The sequence below is a fragment of the Natrialba sp. PRR66 genome (assembly GCF_034808065.1).
GTDB lineage: Archaea > Halobacteriota > Halobacteria > Halobacteriales > Natrialbaceae > Natrialba > Natrialba aegyptia.
Genome location: NZ_JAXHGN010000001.1, coordinates 415,737 through 441,255, shown reverse-complemented (window position 1 = coordinate 441,255; position 25,519 = coordinate 415,737). Strand labels below are relative to the sequence as shown.

Genomic DNA, 25,519 nt, shown 5'->3' with positions numbered 1-25,519 from the left:
CTACGATTGAGAATTTGATAACGCTTTCGCCGATAATCGCCGTACTGCGCGGGTATGCGTGCGATGCGCGGGCGCTGCGCTCGCGTGCGAGAGATCCTGCTATCGAAACCGCTATTTTGGCGGGTCGGATTACAGACCGCTTCCGATAAGTCCCACACGACGGTCGCTGACTCAGCGAGCGTGTCTATCGTTTTAAGTCAATCGAAAACCGACACTACCCAGTGTATGCTCGTATCGATCGTTGTGGACCGAATTGCTCTCGCTCTCGTTCGATCGCGTTATCGTAGCGTCGAATGACCGCGGACAGCGACGTCCGAGAGATCGCTTCGCTCCTCGAAGACGAATACGCCCATGCGATCCTCCTGCATACGAGCGATCAAGAAATGTCCGCACCCGAATTGAGTGAGGCGTGTGACGCGTCAGTATCGACTATCTATCGCCGAATCGAACGCCTCCAGCAGTACGATCTCCTCGAGGAACAGTTGCAACTCGATCGGGATGGACACCACTACAATACCTATACCGCACGGCTCGAGCGGATCGAAATCGAACTCGTCGACGGGACGTTCGAACTCGAAATCACGCATCGACCCGAGAACGCTGCTGACCGGTTCACCGATCTTTTCGAGGGATTACGCTAGTATGCATTTCCTTCCTCCACTCCAGACAATGGGCGGCTCGCGGCTCGTCGTCATTCTTTCGTTCCTCGGACTGTTCATCACCGCAGCGCTGGCGCTCGTGGTCGCGTTCCTGATCGTTCGAGGATATCGCCGGAATCGAGACGATGCTCGGTTGTACCTGGCGATCGGTCTCGTACTGCTCACAACCGGACCAATCATCATTCAGTTCGTGCTCGCAAACGTTACCGAGATTTCGATGGTGGGTCGGTCAGCTAGCGCCAATGCGAGCAAACTCCTCGGGCTCGGTGCGATACTCTATGCGATCTACGGTCTCTCACGGAATCGCGAATCCACAGGGGACAATGACTCTGATCGACCAAACCGGGTGAGACGGAGATGATCGCGTTCCCGCTCCAGTTCTCGAACGCGCCCGTGGGTCCTGAAGGGCTGGTTTTCGCGTTCGCAGCGGCGACCGCCGTCGCCGGTACCTTCGTCGCCTTTCTCGCCTATCGTGGATACCGGCGAAACGCGAGTCGTCCGATGCTGTACCTTGCGGTCGGGATTGCTCTCCTAACCGTCGTTCCCGTCGGTATCGACTACGGATTGAGTACGGTGACGACGGCGACAGATGCGACGGTTGTCCTCGGAGTGACGATCGCCCATCTTACCGGTGTGGTTGCGATACTCTATGCACTCACGAGGGCGTGACCGAAGCTGGAAGCGGGCGGACCTAATCCCATCACCACCGCCCCGGCAAGGCAGTTGGTCGGCACGGCGGGTGCTGCCCTCATCGCGAGTGGACTCTTGCCCTCGCCTCGTACCACTATCGTCTCAAGAACCTATCTGGACGGTGGTTTCCAGTAACGCGGTACCGAGAGCATGACTCGTGCATACCTGCCCCACAGCGATGCAAGAACATTAGATATCTGAAGGACCACGAGAAGGAGCCCGAGACCGAGTACCGCCACGAACAACGCACCGGGAAACGTTTCGATCTGCCAGGAGCCAAGTCGGAACGTCGTCGTCAGTCCGATCAGGAGGCTATCCCAACCGAACAGAACGTCCAGCGTGAACTCACCGCGTGGAATCGGTGAGTACGCGACCACCGGCGCATTCTCGTAGTACAGCGGTGCAGTCAGGAACGTCCACGCTGTCGCCAGCAGCGACGCGAGCAAACCGAACACGAGACTCCCGAAGCCGAACACGCTCATGAGGTACGCGACACCTTTCCACGTCCGGAGATCTGTTACGAGCTGTATCGCCCACTCACTGAGACTGTCCCCTCGTTCCGTCGCCGGTGGCGTTATCTCGATACCCAACAACCTCCGAACGAGCGTTCGCTCGAACTCGACCAGCCCAGTTGAAACTGCGAGCGTGAGCACGACGATCAGAACGCCAATACCGACGATTGCGAGCGAAATACCGGTAACAAATCCGACAATCACGAGGTTACAATAGACGAGTCCGAGCGGGAACATCAACAGTAAATAGAGGAGGTTCCGGTACGTCTGGCGGTTCGCCAGCGCACTACTTCCACGCCCAAGACGCGTTTCTGCTAGAAGACGGCTAATTTTAGTCGGCATGGTTCCAGGGAGACTGCGTATCGACCACCTGTGCGCGAGAACTCGTTCGGGTCACGACCTCAAGTTCGCTATTCGACTGGTATAAAGCTTCGCGCACAGTCGCCAGTGCAGCGACTGTGCTGTCCGGGTTATTTCCAGTCGGTGTCTCTGTACGAGCGGAGACAAACGATGAACGAGAGACAAACAGAAATAGCGGCCACGGACCGAGGCACATTGCCGGGGACCGAATCATCCGGGGACCTGCTGTGGCGAGTGAAGAGGAGAAACGTGCTTCGTGCAATTAGCGGTACTGCAACCGTTGGGGCGGTCGCCGGCTGTCTCGATGCTATCGGGGCGGGTAGCGATGGTGAGTACAGCGATTCCTTCGACGAAGACGGAAATCCAGAATACGGTGACTGGTTCGACGGTGTCGACACCTACGATGGGACCGTCGATTTCCGTGGCGAAGACGACGTAGCTGTCGCTGTCGGCGCAAACGGTGGGATCGCGTTCGATCCGCCGGCGATACTGATCGAGCCAGGAACAACCGTCAGATGGGTGTGGACCGGTAACGGTGGTCAGCACAACGTTTCTCACGTCAACGGAGTGTTCGAGAGTACGCTCACTGGAGAGGCCGGCCACGCGTTCGAAGAAGCGTTCGACGAGTCGGATATCTATCGATACGTTTGTGATCCCCATCAGAGGGCGGGGATGAAAGGTGCCGTCGCCGTTGCGGATGGTGAGCACGAGGAGTCAGAGACCGTCTCTTCTACGACAACATACCAATGACCCACAATCACCCTGAAACCCAGGAACGGCGCACAGGCTCCTCGACGTGGTGGACACCACGACGAACGAAAATGGCGGGTCTCTGCGGGTTTGCAGGCGGACTTGGCAGTCTTGGCGTTATTTCTCCGTTGATCGGACACACTGGAGCGGAAATCGGACTCGGCGCAGTTAGTCTGCTCTATCCCGTTTGGCACCTGTTGCTCGCGGTTGCGCTGCTCGCAGCCGATGCGAAGTATGGCTCCAGATATGGCCGTAGTGGCCGTACTGTTTCGCTCTTCTTGGCACTCTCACTGCTCTGTTATGCCGCTCTCACGCTCGTCTTGCTGATGATTCGCACTGTTCCTGGAGATGTCCTCCTGTTCGGCGTCCTCACTGGCGGACTATACATGGCGATACGGTTGTTTGGAAGTTGTTACGGAATCGTTCTCTGGCAACGGGCAGATAGTGACCGGCGGACACGCGCGGACCGCCTGACAGCAGCGCTGTTCGCCATCTCTTTCCCGGCGGTATTCGTTCTCGGACTCCTCACCCAATTCGGATTTCCGAGCGAATTGATCGACAGCCCGTTCTATCTGGCATTTATTGCTCTCAGCTATACTCTCTGGACAAACGATACCGATGCCAGTCAGGCGAACTCCGGTGAGAACTTGTGAATAACCGCCGAATAGCGTTCGCATTGACGCTGGCGTACCTCTGGGTGGTGATGATCCATCTCGGCGCGCTCGTATTCGAGACGTTCATTATCTATCCGAATATCTTCCACGATGTTCCCCACTCGCTCGAAACCTCGATGACGTTCATGGCCGTCCGCGGCCCAGCCGACTTCTTCCCGCCCATCGGTTTCCTTTCGCTGCTCCTCGGCCTCAGTTCCGTGGTCCTTGGGTGGCGCGTCCGATCTGCCCGCTACTGGATTCTCGCCAGCGTACTACTCGCCATTTGTGGCGAGTTCGTGCTGTCAGTAGCGTATTTCTGGCCTCGAAACGAGATTCTGTTCGTAGAGGGAATGGACGTTCACTCCGCTGCGTATCTACAGCAGACTGCTCGCGAGTTCCAGATCGGACACTGGTTGCGCTTCGCGTCGAACCTCGTCGTCGCAGCGTTCGCGTTCGTCGGGTTTTTGCGGTTCTATCGTCACCGAGTGATCGGTCAAAATCCACATCCGGAACGGAAAGAAGCGGAGGGACGAAACTGACACCCTCCGATCGGTACTGCTCGTGTGGGTGTTGCCGATCAACGACTGAGTCGCGTCGCAGACTGCCGGTTTCGCCGCCCTCGAACCGAAGCGGCTGTCGCTCACTCGACGCCGTCGGCGCGCCGCATTCGCCCACGGCGAGAGGTATCCGCCAGAACTCTACAGTGACGTAAACGGGAGCGTCGCGCGCTCGCTCTCGTCGTAGGCGAGCGCCTCGGACTGGTCGACACCGTCGGGCGTCAGCAGGTCGAGAATCCGCGGCGCGTTCTCGATCGCCCCCGCCCGTGCACCACCGAAGGTGAACTCGTCGGCCTCGACCGCGACGGGGCGGAACGCGCCGTAGTCCTCCGAGCCGACGACCGGGACGAGTTCAGCGTTCGCGATATCGATGTCCAGCTCGTCCTTCTCGACGGATACGATCACCGTCTCGGCGTCGTGATCGGCGACCGTGTCCGGCGATCCGAGTGCGGTTCCCGCGGCGTCGACCAGGCTCGCCTCGAAGCCGCTCGCAGCGATGCGATAGTGCCACGGGGCGGCGAAGTCGGCCGTCACCTGCAGGTCGCCGAGTTCAGTTGTCCGGCCCGCCGACTCCGACGGGTCGCGGAGGTAGATCGCGAAATAGTGCGGCGAGAACTCGCCGCCGAAGGTCGCGTAGAGGTCGCCCACTTCGAGGGCGAACAGGTACTCGCTGTCCGATTCGTAGACGCCGACCGACCGCAGGTCGAACGCTCCCTCCCGGAACGCGTCGTCCGTCGGGTACACGTACTCGCCGGGGCCGTGATCGTCGCCGCGCGGATCGCTGAACTCGGCGACGAGTTCGCCCGGCGCGACGGTGACCGATTCGGACGCGAGGACGCGGCCGTCGGTCGGGTCCCGCAGGACGACTTCGTGGGTTCCGATCGACGTGATCGCGTAGTCGAATTCGAACACGTCGTTCGACGCGCCGGGCGCGAGGCGGACGTTGGCGACGGTTTCGCGGTCGCCGTCGATTTCGATCGCGACCGTCTCGCCGCCGATGAACTCGCCGTCGTTCGAGCCGGTCGCCGAGATGAAGGCCGAACCGGGTGCGGTCTCCGCGTCGATGTCGTAGCTGACGGTCTGGGTCGGGCGTTCGTACGCCGGCAGGTCGCGTCGGTCCTCGCCGCGTGCCGGTCGGAGCCGGATCGCCGTGCCGCCGCTGCTGGCCATCGAGGCGAGGATCGTCGTGCCGGGGTCGACGATGACCTCGTCGATCCTGACGGTTTCGGGGTCGGATCGGTAGCCGCCGCCGAGGCCGTCGCTATAGATTTCGGCGACGTATTTGGGCCCGCGGGGGATGCCGGCGTCGTCGTTGCCAGTGGCGCTGTCGGTACCGGTCTCGGTACCGTTGCCAGGTCCCTGACCGTTCCCGGTATCGGCAGCGCCGCCGCTGTGACCGCGACCTGCCGACCCGGCGTTTCCGGGCGCGAGAAAGTCGAGCGGCACGTCGATCGCCCGGCCGCCATCGTCGGTCATCGCGCCAACGTACCACTCCTTTCCCGTCCGGCGGGCGGTGACCGTGTACTCGCCGATCGCCGCGTCGAGAACTCGCGTCTCGTCCCAGCCGGCGGCCGGCACGTTCTCGATGAACGCGAACTCGGGTTTCGCGTCCATGTTCTCGTTTGCGGGCGTGTAGCCCTCGTACGCCGCCGGAACGGGTGACGGCTCGCCGGCCTCGCCGACCGCGATCGTATTGAGGTTGAAGCCGCCGACGTCGCCCTCGAACTCGCCGTCCGAGTCGTCGTAGTGGAGTTCGATCGCGATCGTATTGTCGCCCTCGGCGAGTTCAACCGACGTGGTGAACACGTCCCACTGATCCCAGTACTCGGTGAACTCTGGGGAGATAGTCCGCGTCGAGTCGTTGACGCGCAGAGTGGCCTGCGGGCCGCCGGCGTCGATCACGCGCTGGGCATTGTCCTCGGGGGCGCTCGCGTAGCGCAGGTGGAGGTCGTAGGTGCCCGCGTCGGCGTCACGGACGGTGAACGAGACGGACGATCCCGAGGGGACGCGGTTGGGGTCGACGGCGACGTAGTTCGTCCCGAACGCGTTTCGCCACTCGTCGAGGGTGACGAAGCCGTCGATCTCGCCCGAGGCGGCCTGGACGAGTTCACCGACGGCGAACTCGTCGTTGACGTAGGCCTCGATGCGGTCGGCGGCCATCTGGAGGCCGCCGAGGTAGGTCGGGTACATGGCGAGTTGCTTGGCTCGCGTCGTCTGAATCCGGCCGCCGCGGTCGTCGGTGAACGTGAGGTCGAAGATGCCGGGCTGGTAGCTGACCGGGCCGGCGAGGTTGCGCGTGAACGGCAGCGTGACGTGGTGGTCTGCGCCCACGTCCGCACTGAGCTGGTCGAAGCCGTCGTACTCCTGGGCTTTCACCACCTCTCGACTCGCCACGTTGGGGTAGGTACGGATTTCGCCCGTCGGCTTGATGCCTTCGTGGATTTCGAGCAGCTGGCGGTTCGCGGCGGCGGCTTCGATGACGAGGCGGTGGTGGTTGACCGCGAGTTGGTTGTGGTGGTTGTGCGTCGGCTCGGAGCCGTCGCCGTCGATTCCAAGCCCCGGGTCGGAGACGTAGCCGTTTTTGATCGAGTGGATACCCAGGTCCTCGTACTGGGCAAAGATGTCGTCCTCGAGGATTTGTGACTCGTAGTTCGGCAGCGCGCCCGCCGTTTCGTTGTGGATGGTCATCTCCACGTCGCCGTCGAGTTCGTGACCGAAGTCGGTGACTGCCTCGACGTCGAAGTCGGGGTAGGAACCGTCGACGGAGAAGTCGAGACCGGTGCCGTCGCCGGGGTAGGTGTCCCAGCCCTCGTTCCAGCCCTCCACGAGGACGCTGTCGATGCCGTTCCGGTCGGCAAAGCGCATGTACCGTTTCATCCGCTCGGTGCGAGCGCCGTGGATGTACCCTGCCGCCGCTTCGGGCGTCTCGAAGGACTCGTCGGCCCGGTACTCCCAGTTCGCCGAGCCGGCGATCATCGTCCACCAGATGCCGACGTACGTTCTGGGCGTGATCCAGCTCGTGTCGGGGTCGCCGTCGACGGTCGGCAAGACCGATTCCGCAAGCGGCGGGCTCAACAGCGGAATCAGCTGCGACTCGATCAGGTCGCCCGGTCGCCGACCGATCTGAATCGTCCGCCACGGCGTCGCGTTCGGCAGTTCGAGCGAGGCCTTCGTGCCGTCGGGTAACGGCGTCAACTCCGTGCTAAAGGCCGTCCCGCCCGTCTCCGACTGCGGTGCGATCGTCGCGGACGCGTAGTCGACCAGATTCGACTCGTGAACGCTCAGGTAAATGTCGCCGTCGGTTCGCACCGTCAACGGCGTGTGCGCCCCGTTTCGCATCGGCGTGTCCGTCGGCCGCGTCCGCCTCGACCCACCGGGAATCTCGCTGAGCGGCGTCTCCGCGTACTCCTGTTCGAATCGCGGGTTGGTGACCTCGTTGTCGATCCACCAGGCCGTGTAGTCGTCCGCGAAGGCAAACGCCGTGTTCTCCGACGCGATCACCGCCCGCTCGCTGTTGCTCGCGAAGCTCTCGTCGAATCCCACGCGAAAGCCCAGCCCATCGTCGAACACGCGGATCTCGAGGGTGGCCGTCCGTCCCGGACCGCCCGTCTCCGCCAGTCCGAGCCGGAGCGCGTTGTAGTCGGCCTCGACGCTGTCGAACTCGCCCCAGACCGGTTCCCAGCGTTCCGTCGTCGATTCGCGCTCGCTGCCCGTGACCGCGAGTTCAGCTTCGGGGTCGGCCCCGTCACTGCCGGCCCCGAACGTCGGCTGATTTCTGAACTCGAACCCGATCGCCGACGGTTCAATGTAGGTCGTGTCGTCGACGGCGACCGCGTATCGTGGAACGCCGTCCGAAACGTCGACCGTTACGCAAATCGTCCCGTCGGGGGAGGTGACGCGTTGCACGGCTTCGTCGTCGTCGTTCGAAACGGGGTCTGTCAGCCACGCGAGGCCCGGTCGCGTGTACGCCGCCGCGGCCAGCGCGGTTGTCATCCCGCCGAGTACCGTCCGCCGCGTCGAATCTAACAACGATTGTTGTGATTCTTTTTCACGCATTGGCAGCCACGACTGCATCACCGACCGTCATAAAAGTTGGTAATTGGTAGAATACGACGTGGTAGAAGCTTGTCACCTTCGATGCGCCGGCTGGCGGACACCGAGCGGGGACCGCCGGAAACGGGAGTTCTTTCACGTCGCCGGACGAGACACGGACAGAGCAGTCGTGTCAGGAACGGGTTCGGAACCGGAGCGAAAGCGCGTCGATATGACATCGGGAGCGATTCCGCCGAAACTGTTGGCGCTGTCCTGGCCGCTCGTCCTTGGCAATCTCCTGCAGACGGTCTACAACCTCGCGGATATGTTCTGGGTCGGTCGGGTTGGCGACGGTGAAATCGCCGTCGCTGCGGTCTCGCTCATGTTTCCGCTGTCGTGGATGTTCGTCTCGACGGCGATGGGAATCACCGCGGCCACCATCGCGCTCGTCTCACAGTACGTCGGCTCCGGAGACGACAGAACGGCGGACCGCGTCGTGGCACAGACCGTGCTCCTGACGCTTACGGTTTCGAGCGTCCTCGCCGTCGTCGGGCTCTTCTTCCGGCGACCGCTATTGGGACTCATCGGCGCGCGCGAGCAGGTGTTCGTCGAGGCGCTCGCCTACATCGAAATTATCTTCCTCGCACTGCCGCTTACCTTCCTGTTTTTCGCCTTTCGGGCCTCGTTGCAGGGTGCCGGCGACACGAAGACGGCGATGTGGCTCGTGTTCGTCTCCGCCGGCATCAACGTCGTGATCGACCCGTTCCTCATCCTCGGCTGGGGACCGTTCCCCGCGATGGGAACGCGCGGGGCCGCCGTCGCCACGTTCATCTCGCGCGGACTCGCGACGGCGGCGGGCATCGCCATCCTGCTCGACGGTCGATTCGGCGTCCGACTCCGTCTTGCGGACCTCAAACCGAACCTCGACGTACAACGGCAACTCGTCTCCGTCGGAACGCCCTCGACGGTCGACGGCTGGGCCCGTAGCTTCGCCTCGGTCGCGATGGCCGGGCTCGTCGCCCGGTTCGGCGCGACGCCGACCGCAGCCTACGGCATCGGCGTTCGACTGATGTCCGTCACGTGGTCGGTCGCCGGCGCTGTCGGCAACGCAGCGGCAACCGGCGTCGGCCAGAACCTCGGCGCGAGAACGCCCGACCGGGCCGCCGCCGTCGCGCGAACCGCGACCGGCGGCACGATGGGCTGTCTCTTCGTCGTCGCCGCCACCCTCTTTCTCGTTCCGGCGCAGGCGATGGGCATCTTCGTCGACAACCCCGACGTGATCGCCGAGGGCGTGCGCTTCCTGCGGATCATGACGCCGTTCTGGGCGCTGTTCGCCGGTGTCATGGTCATCCAGGGCGCGTTTCGCGGTGCCGGAAACACGCTCGAAGCGATGGTCCTCTCGATCCTCTCCCGGTGGGTCTTTCGCCTCCCGGTCGCCCTCGTGCTCGCGTTCGCCTGGGCGGTGACAATTCCGGGGCTCGACGTCACGATCGCCGGCCTCGACTGGGGAATCGAGGGCATCTGGTGGGCCTACTCCTTCGGCATGGTCCTCTCGTTCGTCGTCGCCGTCGCCTGGTTCCGCCTCGGCACCTGGAAACGCGGCATCGTCGGCGAGTGAGCCGCAGCCACCACCGTCAACCCACCGGCAACCATCGCTCGAGCGCCGGACTGAACTCGCCGAGCATGCGAGCGTCCTCCTCGGTGAACGCATCCGTGACGACCAGCGAACCCAGATAGACGCCAACCACGACGACCGGCAGCAACCCGACGATCAGCAGCGCCGACTCGAACACGACCACGATCGGTACACCCGCAATCGTCGCCGGAATGCCGGCACCGACAACCCTGGCGAAATCTCGGGTGAACGGCTGAATCCCGTCGATAACGTACACCTCTCCGAGCGTGAGCCCGCCCACCAAAACCAGCGCCGTCGCCGATCCGATCGCCGCCCCCTCGATCCCGACCACCGGCACGAGCGCCATCGACACGAGGAAATTCGCCCCGAAGAGCACGAGCGTATTGGCGAAGACGATCCGCGAGTACCCCATCCCCTGCAACAGCGAGCCGTTCGGCCCGCCGACCGTCACGTTGAACAAAAACGCTCCGCACAGGAGGACGACGACGAGGTTCGCCTCGGCGTACTGGGGCGTGTACAGCACGGCGAGATACGAACTCGCGCCCAGCGAGAGGACGATCGCGATCGGTAGCGTCAGTCCGGCGATCCACCGGGCGGCCACCCGAAACCGCCGTTCGACGAGTTCAGTGTCGTCCTTGGTTTCGGCGATGAGCGGTTTGAACACGGGCGAGAGGGAGTTGAAGATGATCATCAGGCCGGAGCCGAGCATGTAGCCGACCCGGTAGATGCCGACGTCGTCGGCGTCGAGGAAGTAGCCGACGACGAAGTAGTCAACCTGTCCCATCAGGACGAAGACGACGCTGGTCATCGCGAGCGGGAGCGAGTAGGTGACGAGCGGGCGAACCGGGACGAGTTCGATATCGCTCGTCAGGAGGCCCCGGGCGCGTGCTCTGGAGACGAAGGCGAGTGCGCCGACGGTGATGGCGACGAACAGGCCGACGATGTAGCCGATGATCAGGGCGAGGAGGCCGAGGCTGGCGAGCAGGAGGCCGGCCGTCACGCCGAAGCGGACGAGCGGCCGGACGATATCGCGCATGAGAACGCGGTACTGGAGTTGTTTGATGCTGTAGGCGGAGGTAAGCACCACTCTGTAGATCGCGAGCATCGGAATGGTCACCGACAGGTACAGGAGTGCGACCTGCATCGAGGGTTCCTGAAAGAGGTCGCCGATGGTTCGCGAGCCGGCCGCGAGCGCGACCGCGACGATCGACGAAGCCACGAGGACGACCGCGGTGACCTGAACGATGACGCCCGTCGCCTTGCCCTGTTCGCCCGCGTCGAGGTACTGCGGGACGAAGTAGTCGATCGCGAGCGGCAGCCCGAGGTTGGCAAAGACCTGGGTGAAGAGGATGACGGAGGTCGCGAGGACGAACAACCCGTAGATAGAGGGGCTGACGAACCGGGTCATCAGCATGACGATCGCGAAGCCGAACGCGCCCTTGACGACGTTCCCGATGAACGTGATGCCGCCCTGTTTTGCGAGGGTCGTGATCCCCTCGTCGTGGGAGGTTTCCGCGGTGGACAAGGGTTCAGATTTGGGATCAGGATCAGTGTCAGATTCGGGGTTAGTGTCGGCAACAGACTCAGTGCCGGGCCCGCCCCCGACATCTGACTGCGCCTCCGTTCCAGACCCGGGCGCGGAATCACCCTCGGCAGCACCATTACGCTCGGTCATATCACGATCACCTCATCTACGGTCCGCCGCGACATCCGCGTTCTCGCTCGGTCCGCTCGCCTCCTCTGCTTATTTGCCCCCATCTATTCGTCGTCGGACCCGACCGAACGCTACACGCCCGTCACGGGCTCGAGTTCGTATCCTGCGACCGCGGCCGCCTGCTCGCCGAACTGGGGGAACTCGACCTCGAACGACCACTCCTCGCCCGAGGACACGTCCTCGTCGACGTGTTCGATGACGCTTTCGAGTTCAGCCCCCGCGGCGTCGACGAACGTCGCCCGGATTTCGACGTAGTTGAGCGTGCGGTCGCCGACGTTTTTGACGACCGCCCAGACGAACACGCGTTCGTCCTCGGTATCGGGATCGACGCGAACGAGGTCATCCCAGACGATGTCTACGTCACCGGCCCCGGGTTCGGTGAGGTCCTCACCATCGTCGTCGATGAACTCGAGACAGCCCGCAGCGCCCGCGGAGAGAACCGTGCCGGCGAGGGCCAGAACCGAGCGACGGTGCAGCCGGGACATCTGCCGTGTGTAGACGAGGCTGGACCTTCAGCGTTCGGGTCGGCTTCGGCCGGCAAGAGCCGGTCGGCACCCGCGGTGTGAGCGCCGACGCTGGCTCGCCGCGCCCGGTCGAAAGCGGGTCGGTTTTACACGTCCACGCCCAACCGCCCCTATCGTCATGGAGTGTCGTCACTGCGCCTCGCCGCTCGAGAAACCCGGCGACTTCTGTCTGGTCTGTCGCGAAGAGAACACCGAAGCGGTCGTTCTCGAGGCCACACGCGACCGAGTGACGCTGACGATGCTCGCGGCGGAAGACGACCACGACCGGACAGAGCCAGTTCTCGGCGAGACGACGATCACGACGACACCCGAAGACGGCGAGAACGAGCCGATCGAACTCCGGAACTTCGCCGGGTTGGTCGGTGACGAGATCCGGCGCAAGCGCCCCGAGGAGGTCTATGCGGGCGGCGAGCGTACCGTCATCCGTGCAGTCCGCGAAGACGTCCACCACAAGTTCTACCGCGTCGATGCCGACGATCCGGTCGGGGAAGTTCGCAAGCGCCGCGGGACGCGAGCCCTCGATGTCGTGGAGACGCCGCCGATGGAGAAGATCGGTGGGAGTCACTCGACGCTGATCGGGGGGCGAACGGGGATGCAGGCGATTCAGACCGTCGCTGGTCATCCCCACGTCAAGAAGGTGATTCCGGGACCGATCGATGCAGGAGGAAACGGCTCTCAGTCGGGACTTCGGGCGAAAGTGACGCGTGCCGACGACGGCGGCAACGTGCGAATGTTGCTCCGGGACGGCTCGAGCGTGCAGGAAAATCGCATCGTGACGACCGCTCGCGACCGGGAGATGGGCGAGCGAATCCGTGCGGATCTCAACGACGTGCTCGCAGAGGACGAGTTCAGGTAGGGGAGTCGTTTGCAGTGGCTGCTGACAAATACTGTCACTAGTCGATGGAAGTGACACTCACTGCTGGTTGTCGGCCCTTTATCCGTGGAGCTGTAATTATATCTAATTAGCCATGCTCGAGCGCGCCGACGCGATCCTGGCTATGATTCCGCTGCTCGCAGTGAGCGGACTCGCGTTGCGATCTCTGATCGCGGTGACGGGCGTGGGGACGGGGCTCCTCGCGGCACCGCTCACCCCGGCCGGTCCGCTCGTTGCGCTTGCGGTCGTCTTCCGGGAGTTACTCGTCGGACCGGTGGCCGACCAGGCCGCAGATAGCAAGCGAAACGACTGACGGGAAACGATTGACGGATATCGACTCGACCGCCGGCGACGCGCTCCGACAGAGAGAGCGTCCCGGGAACAGTAACTCAACAGGTTTAAGAATCCGCTCCGGATAGGAAGCAGTACTATGGCCGATAAAGGAACCATCGGTAGCGCGGGCCGCTTTGGCGCACGCTACGGTCGCGTCGCCCGGCGTCGCATCAGCGAGATCGAAGACGACATGGAGAACGCACAGGTCGACGGTGACGATGTGACACGCGTCGGAACCGGTATCTGGAAGAACGAAGCGACCGGCGAAGTCTTCACCGGCGGTGCCTACCGCCCGGAGACGCCCGCCGGCCGCACCGTTCAGCGCTCGATCCGCGCTGCGCTCGCCGAGGACGACTAACGCCTCTCTATCCCCTCTCAGAATGAGTTACAAGTGCTCCCGCTGTAAACGTGACGTGCAACTCGACGAGTACGGCGGCGTCCGCTGTCCTTACTGCGGTCACCGCGTGCTCCTGAAAGAACGCAGTCGCGACGTCAAGGAAGTCGACGTCAACTAACGCCGGCCGCCCGTCTGAGCCCATCGGTATCGACGCCGATACGGGACTCACCTCTGCGGCGTCGAACTCGACGCCCCTAGTCCCGGGCCGCGGCCATGCCGGCGTCGACCGGCCGATGACTGCCCACAACAGCGTTCAGTTTTGACGTAACCACCTCTCGAAAACCGATTACCGTGGCTTCACACGATACACTCCTCGAGTTCGACTACGAGTCTTCCGAGCGGGCGACAGTCGTCGCCGAGAGCGTCGCTCGCGAGATCGGTGAGATCGACGACGAGCGCTCCCGGACGACGATCGAGCGGGACGGATCGGTCGTCACGATTCGGATCGATGCCGAGGACGTGATCGCACTTCGGGCAGCGGTGAACACCTGGTTTTCGCTGGTCGATGTCGCCGAACGCACGGCGGAGATCGGTGTCGCTGCGCGCCACGACCGATAGTCGGCAGAATCACGTCAGTACTGGTACTGGTACTGGTACTGGTACCGGTTTCCGGTGAACTCGATCCGACCCGAGTCCATCGGCGCGACTGCGACTGTGGCCGCGGCAGGTGCTGGTTTCCGTTTTTTCCCCGCCGTCGTCGAAGCCGACGTATGTCGACAGCCGCCGGTACGCGTCGTCGCTTGGTGCTCGCTGGCGGAACGATCGGGTTCGGGTTTGGCGCGGTCATCGACACGGTGGTCTTTCACCTGACGTTCCAGACGCACCACCTTCTCTCGGGATACTACGATCCGTACAGTCTCGACGGACTGCGGACGAACGTCATGTTCGACGGGCTCTTTCTGGTGGTGACGCTTGGAATCACGCTCGTGGGGCTCGGGTTGCTCTGGCGGCTCGTCAACGGAACCGCCGAACGGTTTTCGACCCGGTACCTGCTCGGTGCGATCGTCGTCGGCGCGGGCGTGTTCAACGTCTACGACGGCATCGTCGACCACTACGTGCTCGACCTGCACAACGTCGTTCACGGAACGGAAGCGTGGAATCCCCCGTGGGTCGTCGTAAGCGTCCTGTTGCTCGTCCTCGGTCTGGTCCTCCTCCGAACGGCTGACGGCCCCGTTCTGACCGCTGATAGGAGACAGTCCGAGTGATACCCGCCGGTTCGGCGACCCAACTGAGAGGTGTGACTACCGTCTATCGAGCGGTAGCCGAACCGTGGTTGGCTCGAGAAACGCCGTCTCGTACCCTTCGTGACGCGCCATCTGCGGCGGGGTTTCGAGGCCGATCGAGAGGGTGTCGCCGCGCTCGAGGGTGTCCGGATCGACGGGCGTTCGATAGTGGTGGCCGTGCCGCGGGCCGATCGTCCCGTCGAGCGACTCGCCGGCGATCCGATCGCCGTCTGTCGAGATCGTAGCCGTCAGCGACGCAAACGGAAGTGCGTACCGATTGTACGCCGTCCGCGCCGTCACCGCGAGCGCTGGAACGTCCGTTTCCGCCGCGGTTCGGGCATCGTCCTCGACGAGCGCGGCGACGTAGACGATATCGTCGCTCGTTTCGGATCCGAGTCGAGTCGCGCCCTCGTGATCGAACGCGAGTTCAGCGCTACCGTGATCGCGACCGCGTGCGTCTCCGTCGTGGTCGCCCATCGGTTCGAGCGCGTCGGATTCGCCTCGGCCCTCGTCCGCGTCGATCAGCCGGCGCTCGAGTGCATCGATCGCGGCGGCCTCGTACTCGAACTCGAGGTCGACGGTCGTCGTCCCAAAGTCACCGGCGAGGGAACCGATCGGATCGGCGCTCGTCGGGCCGACCCGAATCGTCGCCGTGTAGGTCCCATCGCCGTCGAGCGAGACGTTATCGCCGTAGTGGGGCCCCATTCGCTGCGAGAGCATCGGCCAGAGATCCCGCTGATCGATTTGTTCGCCGTCGTCGCTCGTCCCCCCGCTCCGGATCCGCACCGTCACCGGTGCGGGGTGGATCACACCCGTTTCCGCATCCCTGACGACCACCATCAGGTGGAGTGCGTGTCGGGATCGAACGTCAGCCCGGCTTCGCTCCGCGCCGGCGACGGTCCAGAAGGAGTGCGGGCGCGACCCCAGCAGCGAGAGTTCACGCCTGGCTGCGGTCGTCCTCGCGTAGGGAAGCATCTCGTCGACGTGAGGCGGCACGTAGACGCCGTCGGGCGGGTCGACCACGAGTTCGCGCCAGGCGTCCTCGCGCCGGAGTGTCTCGAGACAGCCGGCGGTAAGCGAGACCGAGAGGGCGGACCCGCCAGCGGCGAGTGCGTCGCGGCGTCGCATCGCTCGTTCACTCCGTACACTCCATCGCCACGCGGGTAGGGCTACGGGCTGCACCAGCAGCCCGGCGCTGTCCGAACGCAAAGCTTGGCTTTATCAGTGCGGAGGGCGACGGTCGAGACATGCAAGGGAATCTGCCGCCGGAGGCACAGGAGAAAATCGAACAGCTTCAGGACCTGCAAGAGACCGCCCAGCAGGTCGCCGTCCAGAAACAGGAGACCGAATCGGGTCTCACCGAGGCCCAGAACGCCCAGAACGAACTCGAGAACATCGACGAGGACACCACGATGTACCGACAGGTCGGCGACCTCCTCGTCGAGACGGACTACGAGGCAGCCGAGGACGACCTCGACGAAAAGGTCGACTCGCTCGAGCTCCGCCTCGAAACGCTCGAAAAGCAGGAAGATCGCGTCCAGGACCAGTTCGAGAGCCTGCAGGACGAACTCGAAGACCTGCTCGGCGGCGCGGGCGGCATGGGCGGCCCGGCCGGCCCCGGCGGCCCAGGTGCAGGCGGCGCGTAACTGTCGATGTCGACCAGTGATTCGACGGACGAGCGACCGAACGAGCCGACCGACGAGGAAGTCGTCCAGACGGCCGCCGAGGCCGCAGAAGGGCTGATCTTCTCGCGGTACAAGCAGTCGAACGTACGCGATCTCGACGTGACGGTGTCGTTCGAGGACGGCGTTCTCGAAGTCGACGTCTATCTCAACGCGCCCGAGCGTGACAGCGGGACTGACCCGGAGGAGGTCGCAGACGAGGCCGCACGCGTTGCTCGCGAGGCGGTCGACGACCTGTTCGGGGAATAATTCTCCAGCGTCCTCTCTGTCGCCTGTTCGCCTGTTTTCACACCCCTTTGAGCCACCCGTCCGACCGGAAGCGACCGGCACGAATCCAAGACAACCGTGCTACACGGTCGAACCCGGCGCGAGCACCTCGATCGGGTGGGGAACGTCCCGCTCGAGTAACGCCTCGAGCTGGTCGCCGCAGGAGGTTCCCGAGGCGACGACCAGATCCGTCCCCCCGTGGTCGAACTCCCGGGCAAGCCGGTCGCCAACGTCCATACTGACCTCGTAGTACTCCCGCTTGTAGCCGAAGGAACCGGCCATCCCGCAGCACTCGACCGAGGAAGTCCGTGGCGCGTAGCCACAGCGCTCGAGCAGGGTCGTCGTCGGCTCCTCGAGATCGAGCGTGCGCTGCTGGCAGTGCGAGTGGTAGGCGATCGACCGGTTGCCATCTCCATCTCTATCACCATCGCCACTACTATCGCCATCGCCCGTCGAGAGCGCGTCCGGGTCCGCCCCGTTCTCGAGCAGGCCGAAGACGAACTCGCAGATCTCGTAGCTGTTGTCCCGCAGGCGTTCGAACGACCGTTCCGGCAGGAATCGTTCGTACTCGCGCTGGAACGCCGCCAGGTCGGACGGTTCGATGACGACGACATCGCGGCCCGCGTCCAGGTCTTCGGCCAGCGCGGCATAGACCCGGCTGGCCTGTCGATCCGCCGTCGCGACCATCCCCTGCGAGAGGGGTGCACGCCCGCTTTCGGGCAGGTCGGGAACCGAGACGGGAACGCCGAGCGCCTCGAGCGTTCGGACGGCGGCTTTCCCGCGGTCGGTGTCGACGTAGTTGGTGTAGATATCCGGGTAGAGGACGACCTCGCGGTCGAGTTCACTGTGTCGATCTTCCGGACCGGCGGCCGCTGCTCGCCGTCTCGATTCGCGTTCGCCGCCGCGGGCCGCGAACCAGTCGACGAGCGATCGTCGTTCGAACGTCGGCAGGTCCCGTCGACGGTCAATCCCGAGCGTGCGCTCGAGCAGCGAGCGGACGAGTTCGGTGTCGCCGAGCCAGTTCGAGACGGGCGCGGTCGCGCTGCCGAGTTTCGTCACGGTGGCAATATTGCCGAAGAAGCGCTTGCCGAGGTCGAATCCGTCCGGTTCGTCGTCCGGCGTCAGGCCGTCGACGAGGAAGTCGTACGCCTCGGGATCGTCGTCGCGGTTGACGCGGTCCCTGACGACGGTGTTGATCCAGGGGATATCGATCTTCACCGGGCAGGCGTCGACGCAGCGCGTGCAGCCGGTACAGAGATCGTTGAACTCGGCTGCGGAATCCTGTCCGTGGACGCCGGCCTCCCAGCCGGTGGCGATGCCGCCGGAGTAGGTCTCGCCGCCGAAGCCGTGGCCGCCGACAGACTGGAAGTTCGCACACGAGTTCGAACAGGCACCACAGCGGATGCAGTAAAGCGTTTCCCGCAGTTGGTCGTCCTCGCGCATGTCCGTGCGCCCGTTGTCGAGGAGGACGAGGTGGAACTCGCGGTCTCGGTTGGCGCCAGCGGTGCCGTCATCGCCGCCGAGCGGTTCGTCGGGTGACTCGAAGTCGACCGTCGGCGAGTTCGTCGGCGGCGAGAGCATCGTCACGTACTGGGAGAGCGGCTGGCCCGTCGCGCTCTTTGCGATCAGGTCGACGAACGGTTCGAGGTCGCGAACCGAGGGGATCAGTTTCTCGACGCCGGCGATGGCGACGTGCGTGTCGGGCGTGACCGCGCACTTGCGGGCGTTGCCCTCGTTCGTCACGAGCGCGATCGTTCCGCTGTCGGCGGCGACGAAGTTCGCGCCGGTAATGCCGACGTCGGCGTCCTGAATGTGCTCGCCGAGGTGGTCGCGGGCGAATTTGGTGAGCGCTTCCGGCGTATCGAACTCGACGTCGGGGTCGAACTGTTCGACGAACAGGTCGGCGATCTCCTCGCGGGTGAGGTGCATCGCGGGACCGACGATGTGCGAGGGCGTGTCGTCTGCGACCTGGAGGACCCACTCCCCGAGGTCGGTTTCGGTGACGTCGATACCGTCAGCTTCGAGGGCGTCGTTGAGGTCGATCTCCTCGGTCGTCATCGATTTGGATTTGACGACCGACGGCCGGTTTCTGTCGCCATCGCCGGCCCCGCTTTCCTCGCTGCCGGTAGCCGCTTCCGAGCCATCGGTGCCCGCGCGGTCTTCGACCACGTCGGCCACGTACGCGTTCGCATCGGCGGCGTCGTCCGCGAGGTAGACCGTGCCGCCGTTCGCTTCGACTGCATCGCGGACCGTCTCGATCAACTCGGGGAGGCGATCAATGGCATCTTCTTTGATTGCCCGCGCCTCGGTTCGCAGCGCGTCGAGGTTGTCCGTCTCGTCGTAGGCCTGCGCACGGCGATAGTTCGAGACGCTAGTCTGGGTGTGGATTGCCTCGCCTTCGGTCTCGAGCAGGTGACGGAGATGGGCGGCAGTTTCCGCTCGCGAGTTCGGTGCTGCGCCCGTGTCGGACTGGCCTGGTTCGTGGCTGCGTTCGGCCATCGGTTATCGGTCCTCCAGTACGACGACGGTGACCTCGCCGGGGCCGTGGACACCGTGGACGAGTCCGCCCATGTCGGCGGTCGCGCTCCGGCCCGTCGCGAAGACGATGCTGTCGCCGCCGGCCGCGAACCGGTCGGCGAGGCGGTCGAATCCGGCCCCGATGTCCGGGACGATATCGCTCGCCGCGACGACGGCGACGTGGTGCTCCGGGTAGAGGCTGATCGGTTCGTCGCCGGCTGCCCGTGACTCGATCGCGACGGTACCGTACTCCGCGATCGCGAACGTGGCCGGCGTGATGCCGGTTCGGGCGTCCGCGAGTTCAGTAGCCGTCGGCTCCGCCGCGATCCGGTTGGGAAGCGAAACGCCGTCGAACGGCAGCGGGACGCCGACGGCCGGGGTTTCGAGGACCGCGTCGAGCCGGTCGGTCGCATCGGCCGCCGATGTGAACGCGACGCTCACCGCGAGTTCGTCGAGGCTGCGTTCAAATCGGCCGACTGTATCGGTTGTCATTATCTACCATGTTCTGGTGGGAGACCAATAGCGTGGCGGTCGTCTCGATCCCGCCCTGATCGGAATTGCGCTCCCCATTCACACACCACCCAAAGCGCTATATCGCTCCTTGATGAAGCGAACGCGAGGACATGGAGACCCTTTTCAGCCGGTAAGCCGGGATCGCTCGCCGCCGTCGTGAGCGGCAGTTTCGGACCGAGAGTACCGCGTTCGCATCGGACACCGAACAGGTTCGAGTCCGCGAAGACGCGACACTGCGGAACCGCAACACGGCGAAACTACACGGCGAGCATCCGGCCGTCACCACGTCGAGAGCCGCGGCTCCCGCGCGAACCGCGGCGAGCACCGATTCCGTCCCGACTCATGCCACCGAACACCCACTCATGGTACAATCGAACACGCCGACCCGACGCACAGTCATCGCGAAACGATCACCAACCGCTCCCGTGGATACCGACGAAATCACCGAGTTAGCCCGCGCAACCGGACACGAAGTCGTCGCCGAACGCACCCAGGTCGGTCCCGCGGATCCTGGCACCTACTTCGGGGCCGGCACGGTCACCGAACTCGCCAGGACCGTCGCGGACCGAAACGCCGAACGCGTCGTCATTGACGGCGAACTGACGCCGAGCCAGCACCACGCGCTCGCGTCGGCGATGCCGGACGAGACGGCCGTCATCGACCGCTACCGGCTCGTTCTCGAACGGTTCGAGGACGGTGCCGGCACGCGCCGCGCGCAACTGCAAGTCGAACTCGCGACGCTGCGATACGAACTCCCGCGCGTGATCGAAGCCGCGGACGAAGGGCTACTCAACAGACAAACCGAAACGGGGTCGCCGGTCTACGACGTTCGCGATCGAATCGACCGTCTCGAACGCAAACTGGCCGCGTGCCAGGATCCAGCGACCGAATTTCGCAAACGCCGTCGCGAAGCGGGATTCGATCTCGTCACGATCGCGGGCTACACCAACGCCGGCAAGTCGACGCTGTTGCACCGGCTCGCCGACGATCTGTCGTACTCGCCACCCGCGCGCTCGCGATCGACCGACCAATCACCGGAGACGCCGGCGACGGATCGCTCCGACGACGCCCCGACCGCCACCATCGCGGATCGCCTCTTCGAAACCCTCGAAACGACGACCCGGCGAGCGACCATTGACGGCCGCCCCGTCCTCGCGACCGACACCGTCGGCTTCGTCGACGACCTCCCGCACGAACTCGTCGAGTCCTTCAGCGCGACGCTGTCGGAGGCGGCCGCCGCAGACGTCGTCGTGCTGGTCGCTGACGCGAGCGATCCCCCGGACCGCTTTCGCGAGCGGTTCACGGTCTCGCTCGACGTGCTCGACGCGCAGGGCGTCGACGACGACCGCATCGTCACCGCCCTGAACAAAGTCGATCTGCTCGGCGTCCGCGAGCGGGCGCGTCGCTGCTCGGTAGCACGGTCGATCCTCCCGGCACCCGCCTCGGACCCGGTCCCGATAAGCGTTCGAACGGGGCGACACCTCGAACCGCTTCGGACGGCGGTCCTGGACCGGTTGCCGGCCGAACGGGCGGTGTTTCGGCTGCCGAACTGCGACGACGCAATGTCACTCGTCTCGCGAGCGTACGACCGCACGTCGGTCGATACCGTCGACTACGACGGCGATACCGTGACGCTCGTCTGTCGCGGACGGCCGTCGGTTATCGAGCGGTTGCGAGCGACCGCAGAAGAACTCTAACGCTCGTTCGGTTCGGCCGCTCGCTTACGCTGCTTCGCAGATATCCCGGAAGTTCTCGAAGATCGCGTCGCCCTCCTCGGTGTGGGCGACCTCCGGGTGCCACTGGACGCCGTAAAGGTCGCGGTCGGTGTCGCTCATCGCTTCGATGCCGCAGACGTCGCTCGTGGCCGTCCGTTCGAAGCCGTCGGGGAGTTCGACGACCTCGTCGGCGTGGCTCGCCCAGACCCGCGTTTCGGGGTGCAGGTTGCCAGTGAGCGGATCGTCTGCGTCGACGAGTTCAACGGTGACGTCGGCGTAGCCGCCGTAGTCGCCGTCCTCGACGCGGCCGCCGAGTTCCTCGGCGATGAGTTGCATGCCGAGACAGATGCCGAGGACGGGGATATCCGCCTCGAGATATTCGGCGGAAGCGCCGATGCGATCCATGTCCGGCCCGCCCGAGAGGACGACGCCGTCCGCATCGATCGCTTCCGGTGGGGTGTCGTTGTCGATCAATTCCGTGTCGACGCCGAGGTCGCGAAGCGCCCGGCGCTCTAGGTGCGTAAACTGCCCGTGGTTGTCCACCACGACGATCTTCGTCATTACGGGCCTCTAGCCAGTCACTCGGTAAAAACGGTCCGGAAGCGAAACGCCACATGATGGCGGTATTTCGTCTCCCGGCGGCTTCTCGGATGGCCTGCATCGCTGGCCACCGCTGCTGCTGTCCTACTGCTGTTGTCCCACTGCCGCTGTCCGGTACGTTTATACGCTCGTCAGCGAACGGTATGGGTATGGCAGTCGATCTCAACGAGTTCAAGCATCCGGCCTGGATCACCGCGCTCGGAACGGGCGCTGGCTACCTGTTGCTCCTCGCGGTGTTGACGATCGCCCTTTTCGTCGTGCCGTGGCTCGTCTTCTCGGCATTGCTGTAAGAGACAGGGGAGAGAGCCAGACGTTACGTCTTCCCACGCGTTCGAGCCTCGCTGCGCTACCGGCGGTGAAACGACCGCCGGCTAACTACGCCCGTTTACCGGTCCCGAACTCGAGGACGCTCGGATAATCCGCGATCAGTCCGTCGACGCCCAGTTCGAGGGGCCGGCGCGCCTCCTGCCAGGTATCGATGGTGTAGACGTTCACGGCACGGCCCTCCTCGTGGGCGGTCTCGACGAGTTCAGTATCGAGAACGCCGAGCGATGGGTTGACTGCCTCGGCATCGAGTTCGCGCGCGATCTGCAGATTTTCGTCTTTGTTCGACCCGAAGAGCTTCGCGACCGATACGCTCGGATCGACGTTCCGGACCGCCTCGAGCGCGGCCGTCTGGAACGAGGAGACGTAGAACTCGCCTGGATAGTCGGCCGCAATCGGCAGGGTGCGTTCGGCGACTTCCTGCCAGGAGTAGTCGCCGTTGTCCTTGAACTCGATGTTCATCGTGACGTTCGGGCGGGCGGCGTCGAGAACCGCCGCAAGCGTCGGCACCGTTTCCCCGCTCTCGAGAACTTCGGCTCCGCGCACCGTTTCGGCGGGCGTCTCGGCGACGCGTCCCGTCTCGTCGGTCAGATCGTCGAGGAACTCGTCGTGGAAGACGACGATTTCGCCGTCCGCGGACGGTTGAATGTCGATCTCGATGCGATCCGCTCGGAGCCGCGACGCACCGGCGACCGCCGCGACCGTGTTTTCCGGGTAGATATCGGCGTACCCGCGGTGTGCAGTCAGGTGTGGGCCGTGCGTCGCGCCGGAGCGAGAGCGCTCGGACGAGGCTACTCGGTCGTCGCCCTCCCGTGCCGCACCGGTGTCGCTCATACCGACGGTCCCGACTGCGAGTCCCGTAACTGCTCCGATCGTTCCGAGGATCGTCCGCCGACCGGCCGTGCCAGTCGTGTGCCGTTGCTGTGCCGTCTTGTCGGAATCGGGCTGTCTTCCCGCCATCACGACGGACCACCCGACTGACAACAAAGATCGTTTATATGAGTGCTACATATCACAAATTCTGCTCCGTGCTGGTATAGAGAGATACTCGATCCCGTGCACGAAAAGCGGCCGCTGGCGAGTTCACGATCGTCGGCAGAAATGATAGTAGACGGTTCCTCGAAACAGCCGACAGCCCAACAGGAGCGACCGATCAGGCGAACGTCTTCGACACGTCTTCGGTCTCGTCGGATTCGGCCTGGACCTTGTCCCAGGCGTTCTCGAAGTCCGCCATCTGAATCTCGGTGCGGTCGTCGCGGATGGCGAACATCCCGGCCTCGGTACAGACCGCTTTGATGTCGGCACCGGAGGCCTCGTCAGCCGCTTCGGCGAGTGCGCTGAACTCGACGTCGTCGGCGACGTTCATGCCGCGGGTGTGGATCTCGAAGATGATCTCGCGGCCCTCCTGGTTCGGCTTTGGAACTTCGATGAGGCGGTCGAAGCGGCCGGGGCGGAGGATCGCGCGGTCTAACATGTCGAAGCGGTTGGTTGCGGCGATGATGCGGATTTCGCCGCGGTCCTCGAAGCCGTCCATTTCGCTCAGGAGTTGCATCATCGTCCGCTGGACCTCGGCGTCGCCGGAGGTCTTCGACTCCGTGCGCTTGGCGGCGATGGCGTCGATTTCGTCGATGAAGATGACGGCGGGTTCGTGCTCACGGGCGACCTTGAACAGGTCCCGGACCAGTTTGGCTCCCTCGCCGATGAACTTGTGGACGAGTTCGGAGCCGGCCATCTTGATGAAGGTGGCGTTGGTCTGGTTAGCGACGGCCTTTGCGAGCATGGTCTTCCCGGTGCCCGGCGGGCCGTACAGCAGGACGCCGCTCGGTGGGTCGATCCCGACATCGTCGAACATGTCGGGCTTCTCGAGTGGCATCTCGACGGTTTCGCGGACTTCCTGCATCTGGTCTTCGAGGCCGCCGATGTCCTCGTAGCTGACTTCGGGACTCTCGGTGACTTCCATGACGCGGGCCCGAACGTCGGTTTCGTTGGAGAGCGTCTTGACGATAGAGAGGGAGTTGTTGACGGCGACGCGGGCGTCGGGGTCGATCTCCTCGCGCATCTCGTCGGTCACTTCGGTCAGGGCTTCCTGGTTGTTCCCGTGCTGTTTGATGATGATGCCCTCGTCGGTGAGTTCCTGGACGGTGGCGACGAACAGCGGGGACTGCTTTAGCTTCTTGTTCTCGTGCGTGAGCCGCTCGAGTTTCTGCTGGTACTTGTTGTTCTCGGCGTTCGCGTCGAGGAGTTTGTCGCGCATCTCCTCGTTTTGCGACTCGAGGATTTCCAGCTGATCCTCGAGCGCCTGAATTTTCTCCTGTTGGGACGCCTCGTCCTCGTCATATGGGAGGTCGACGTCGTCCACAGTGTCAGTCATCACCCGTTCCTTGGGTGTTGGTTCATAAGAGGCTTCGGGTCATCTGTCCCCGCTGAAGCCGGTTGTGCCGACAGATTCAACCGGCTTCGATTCCGCCGCTTCTCGCCGAGACCCGCTCAGTGACCCGTCTCTCCAGCCGCGTTCCACGACGAGTTCAGTGCTCCATCACACGCTAGATATAACTATGGGGCATTATACGAAACAGAAAATATTATCACCTCGTATTCGGTAATGGGTATACGATGAGTGCTTCAGAGACGTTTCGTCAGGAGACCGAACAGGAGCGAGGAAGTTGGGACGACGTTCGCGAACTCCCCCCGAGTGCTAAACTCGTTGCAAAGGTCCTTGAGTACAACGATACGATGACCCAACAGCAGATCGCCGACGAGACCCTGCTCCCCGCCCGAACGGTGCGCTACGCGCTGAACCGGCTCGACGAGGAGAACGTCGTCGACGCTCGCTTTTCCTTCTCGGACGCCCGCAAGCGCCTGTACAGTCTCGATATCGACGCCTGAACGGCCACAACCGGAACCCGCGGCGATGTAGATAATTCGATCCGCGAGCCGTCGTTCCCGAGTCGAGATTTCTCAGCGAAGACTACTTTCACTCCGGTCGC

Annotated in this window: 28 protein-coding genes; 18 read left to right on the top strand and 10 right to left on the bottom strand. The window is 63.9% G+C overall.

The window, feature by feature from the left end; genetic code table 11:
- Positions 1 to 293 precede the first annotated feature (293 nt).
- From SM755_RS02085 to SM755_RS02075, 3 genes are read left to right on the top strand one after another with little or no spacing between them, the layout of a single operon-like run.
- Positions 294 to 641 carry a helix-turn-helix domain-containing protein gene (locus tag SM755_RS02085; RefSeq protein WP_323171238.1) on the top strand — a complete coding sequence of 116 codons (348 nt, stop codon included), beginning with the start codon at positions 294 to 296 and terminating at the stop codon, positions 639 to 641.
- A gap of 1 nt (position 642) precedes the next feature.
- Positions 643 to 1,020, top strand: coding sequence for a hypothetical protein (locus SM755_RS02080; RefSeq protein WP_323171237.1), 378 nt, complete (start codon positions 643 to 645; stop codon positions 1,018 to 1,020).
- Positions 1,017 to 1,328 (top strand): hypothetical protein, encoded by a 312-nt coding sequence (locus SM755_RS02075; protein ID WP_323171236.1) that lies wholly within the window; start codon positions 1,017 to 1,019, stop codon positions 1,326 to 1,328. Before SM755_RS02080 ends, SM755_RS02075 begins: the two co-directional genes overlap by 4 nt.
- A 131-nt stretch (positions 1,329 to 1,459) precedes the next feature.
- Here SM755_RS02075 and SM755_RS02070 read toward each other — a convergent pair whose 3' ends face one another.
- Complete coding sequence (locus tag SM755_RS02070) at positions 1,460 to 2,098, bottom strand: sensor domain-containing protein (RefSeq protein ID WP_323171235.1); 639 nt, start codon at positions 2,096 to 2,098, stop codon at positions 1,460 to 1,462.
- Positions 2,099 to 2,371: 273 nt separating this feature from the next.
- Here SM755_RS02070 and SM755_RS02065 point away from each other — a divergent pair, with 273 nt between their 5' ends.
- From SM755_RS02065 to SM755_RS02055, 3 genes are read left to right on the top strand one after another with little or no spacing between them, the layout of a single operon-like run.
- Positions 2,372 to 2,971, top strand: coding sequence for a halocyanin domain-containing protein (locus SM755_RS02065; RefSeq protein WP_323171234.1), 600 nt, complete (start codon positions 2,372 to 2,374; stop codon positions 2,969 to 2,971).
- Positions 2,968 to 3,624 carry a hypothetical protein gene (locus tag SM755_RS02060; RefSeq protein WP_323171233.1) on the top strand — a complete coding sequence of 219 codons (657 nt, stop codon included), beginning with the start codon at positions 2,968 to 2,970 and terminating at the stop codon, positions 3,622 to 3,624. The genes SM755_RS02065 and SM755_RS02060 overlap by 4 nt, the downstream gene beginning before the upstream one ends.
- Positions 3,621 to 4,163 carry a hypothetical protein gene (locus SM755_RS02055; protein ID WP_323171232.1) on the top strand — a complete coding sequence of 181 codons (543 nt, stop codon included), beginning with the start codon at positions 3,621 to 3,623 and terminating at the stop codon, positions 4,161 to 4,163. Before SM755_RS02060 ends, SM755_RS02055 begins: the two co-directional genes overlap by 4 nt.
- Positions 4,164 to 4,322: 159 nt before the next feature.
- On the opposite strand, the gene SM755_RS02050 is transcribed toward SM755_RS02055, so the two are convergent.
- Complete coding sequence (locus tag SM755_RS02050; protein WP_323171231.1) at positions 4,323 to 8,237, bottom strand: glycoside hydrolase family 97 catalytic domain-containing protein; 3,915 nt, start codon at positions 8,235 to 8,237, stop codon at positions 4,323 to 4,325.
- Positions 8,238 to 8,403: 166 nt separating this feature from the next.
- Between SM755_RS02050 and SM755_RS02045 the strand changes: the two genes are divergently transcribed.
- Positions 8,404 to 9,831 (top strand): MATE family efflux transporter, encoded by a 1,428-nt coding sequence (locus SM755_RS02045; RefSeq protein ID WP_323171868.1) that lies wholly within the window; start codon positions 8,404 to 8,406, stop codon positions 9,829 to 9,831.
- 16 nt (positions 9,832 to 9,847) lie between these two features.
- Here SM755_RS02045 and SM755_RS02040 read toward each other — a convergent pair whose 3' ends face one another.
- Both SM755_RS02040 and SM755_RS02035 read right to left on the bottom strand, forming a co-directional pair.
- Positions 9,848 to 11,524: a flippase gene (locus SM755_RS02040; protein ID WP_323171230.1), complete on the bottom strand. Its 1,677-nt coding sequence runs from the start codon at positions 11,522 to 11,524 to the stop codon at positions 9,848 to 9,850.
- Between the two features lie 110 nt (positions 11,525 to 11,634).
- Positions 11,635 to 12,048: an FxLYD domain-containing protein gene (locus SM755_RS02035; RefSeq protein WP_323171229.1), complete on the bottom strand. Its 414-nt coding sequence runs from the start codon at positions 12,046 to 12,048 to the stop codon at positions 11,635 to 11,637.
- 157 nt (positions 12,049 to 12,205) lie between these two features.
- Between SM755_RS02035 and SM755_RS02030 the strand changes: the two genes are divergently transcribed.
- From SM755_RS02030 to SM755_RS02005, 6 genes are all read left to right on the top strand, one after another.
- A complete protein-coding gene (locus tag SM755_RS02030) occupies positions 12,206 to 12,943 on the top strand; it encodes a DUF2103 domain-containing protein (protein WP_323171228.1) in 738 nt (245 codons plus the stop codon).
- 112 nt (positions 12,944 to 13,055) lie between these two features.
- Positions 13,056 to 13,274, top strand: coding sequence for a hypothetical protein (locus SM755_RS02025; RefSeq protein ID WP_323171227.1), 219 nt, complete (start codon positions 13,056 to 13,058; stop codon positions 13,272 to 13,274).
- A gap of 117 nt (positions 13,275 to 13,391) precedes the next feature.
- Positions 13,392 to 13,652 carry a hypothetical protein gene (locus SM755_RS02020; RefSeq protein WP_006109883.1) on the top strand — a complete coding sequence of 87 codons (261 nt, stop codon included), beginning with the start codon at positions 13,392 to 13,394 and terminating at the stop codon, positions 13,650 to 13,652.
- Positions 13,653 to 13,674: 22 nt separating this feature from the next.
- Positions 13,675 to 13,809, top strand: a complete 135-nt coding sequence (locus tag SM755_RS02015; RefSeq protein ID WP_004215399.1) for a DNA-directed RNA polymerase subunit P — start codon at positions 13,675 to 13,677, stop codon at positions 13,807 to 13,809.
- Between the two features lie 173 nt (positions 13,810 to 13,982).
- On the top strand, positions 13,983 to 14,249 hold the full coding sequence (locus SM755_RS02010; RefSeq protein WP_323171226.1) for a KEOPS complex subunit Pcc1: 267 nt from the start codon (positions 13,983 to 13,985) through the stop codon (positions 14,247 to 14,249).
- Between the two features lie 152 nt (positions 14,250 to 14,401).
- Positions 14,402 to 14,896, top strand: a complete 495-nt coding sequence (locus SM755_RS02005; RefSeq protein WP_323171225.1) for a DUF2243 domain-containing protein — start codon at positions 14,402 to 14,404, stop codon at positions 14,894 to 14,896.
- A 36-nt stretch (positions 14,897 to 14,932) separates the two neighbouring features.
- On the opposite strand, the gene SM755_RS02000 is transcribed toward SM755_RS02005, so the two are convergent.
- Complete coding sequence (locus tag SM755_RS02000) at positions 14,933 to 16,042, bottom strand: iron transporter (protein ID WP_323171224.1); 1,110 nt, start codon at positions 16,040 to 16,042, stop codon at positions 14,933 to 14,935.
- Positions 16,043 to 16,161: 119 nt separating this feature from the next.
- Here SM755_RS02000 and SM755_RS01995 point away from each other — a divergent pair, with 119 nt between their 5' ends.
- Both SM755_RS01995 and SM755_RS01990 read left to right on the top strand, forming a co-directional pair.
- Positions 16,162 to 16,560 (top strand): prefoldin subunit beta, encoded by a 399-nt coding sequence (locus tag SM755_RS01995; protein ID WP_006664406.1) that lies wholly within the window; start codon positions 16,162 to 16,164, stop codon positions 16,558 to 16,560.
- A 6-nt stretch (positions 16,561 to 16,566) separates the two neighbouring features.
- Positions 16,567 to 16,845, top strand: coding sequence for a DUF3194 domain-containing protein (locus SM755_RS01990; protein WP_006664407.1), 279 nt, complete (start codon positions 16,567 to 16,569; stop codon positions 16,843 to 16,845).
- Positions 16,846 to 16,944: 99 nt separating this feature from the next.
- Here the strand turns inward: SM755_RS01990 and SM755_RS01985 are convergent, their stop codons facing one another.
- Both SM755_RS01985 and SM755_RS01980 read right to left on the bottom strand, forming a co-directional pair.
- Positions 16,945 to 19,362: an LUD domain-containing protein gene (locus SM755_RS01985; RefSeq protein ID WP_323171223.1), complete on the bottom strand. Its 2,418-nt coding sequence runs from the start codon at positions 19,360 to 19,362 to the stop codon at positions 16,945 to 16,947.
- A gap of 3 nt (positions 19,363 to 19,365) precedes the next feature.
- On the bottom strand, positions 19,366 to 19,872 hold the full coding sequence (locus SM755_RS01980) for an LUD domain-containing protein (RefSeq protein ID WP_323171222.1): 507 nt from the start codon (positions 19,870 to 19,872) through the stop codon (positions 19,366 to 19,368).
- A 383-nt stretch (positions 19,873 to 20,255) separates the two neighbouring features.
- Between SM755_RS01980 and hflX the strand changes: the two genes are divergently transcribed.
- A complete protein-coding gene (hflX, locus tag SM755_RS01975; RefSeq protein WP_323171221.1) occupies positions 20,256 to 21,590 on the top strand; it encodes a GTPase HflX in 1,335 nt (444 codons plus the stop codon).
- Between the two features lie 24 nt (positions 21,591 to 21,614).
- Here the strand turns inward: hflX and SM755_RS01970 are convergent, their stop codons facing one another.
- Positions 21,615 to 22,169 (bottom strand): GMP synthase subunit A, encoded by a 555-nt coding sequence (locus SM755_RS01970; protein ID WP_323171220.1) that lies wholly within the window; start codon positions 22,167 to 22,169, stop codon positions 21,615 to 21,617.
- A 188-nt stretch (positions 22,170 to 22,357) separates the two neighbouring features.
- On the opposite strand from SM755_RS01970, the gene SM755_RS01965 reads away from it, so the two are divergent.
- Complete coding sequence (locus SM755_RS01965) at positions 22,358 to 22,498, top strand: hypothetical protein (RefSeq protein ID WP_162832063.1); 141 nt, start codon at positions 22,358 to 22,360, stop codon at positions 22,496 to 22,498.
- 85 nt (positions 22,499 to 22,583) lie between these two features.
- Here SM755_RS01965 and SM755_RS01960 read toward each other — a convergent pair whose 3' ends face one another.
- Both SM755_RS01960 and SM755_RS01955 read right to left on the bottom strand, forming a co-directional pair.
- Positions 22,584 to 23,492, bottom strand: coding sequence for a glycerophosphodiester phosphodiesterase (locus SM755_RS01960; protein WP_323171219.1), 909 nt, complete (start codon positions 23,490 to 23,492; stop codon positions 22,584 to 22,586).
- Between the two features lie 193 nt (positions 23,493 to 23,685).
- The gene (locus SM755_RS01955) at positions 23,686 to 24,903 is read right to left on the bottom strand and encodes a proteasome-activating nucleotidase (RefSeq protein WP_006664413.1); all 1,218 of its coding nucleotides are present in this window, start codon (positions 24,901 to 24,903) and stop codon (positions 23,686 to 23,688) included.
- Positions 24,904 to 25,145: 242 nt separating this feature from the next.
- Here SM755_RS01955 and SM755_RS01950 point away from each other — a divergent pair, with 242 nt between their 5' ends.
- Positions 25,146 to 25,418, top strand: a complete 273-nt coding sequence (locus SM755_RS01950) for a helix-turn-helix domain-containing protein (RefSeq protein ID WP_006664414.1) — start codon at positions 25,146 to 25,148, stop codon at positions 25,416 to 25,418.
- Positions 25,419 to 25,519: the final 101 nt, after the last annotated feature.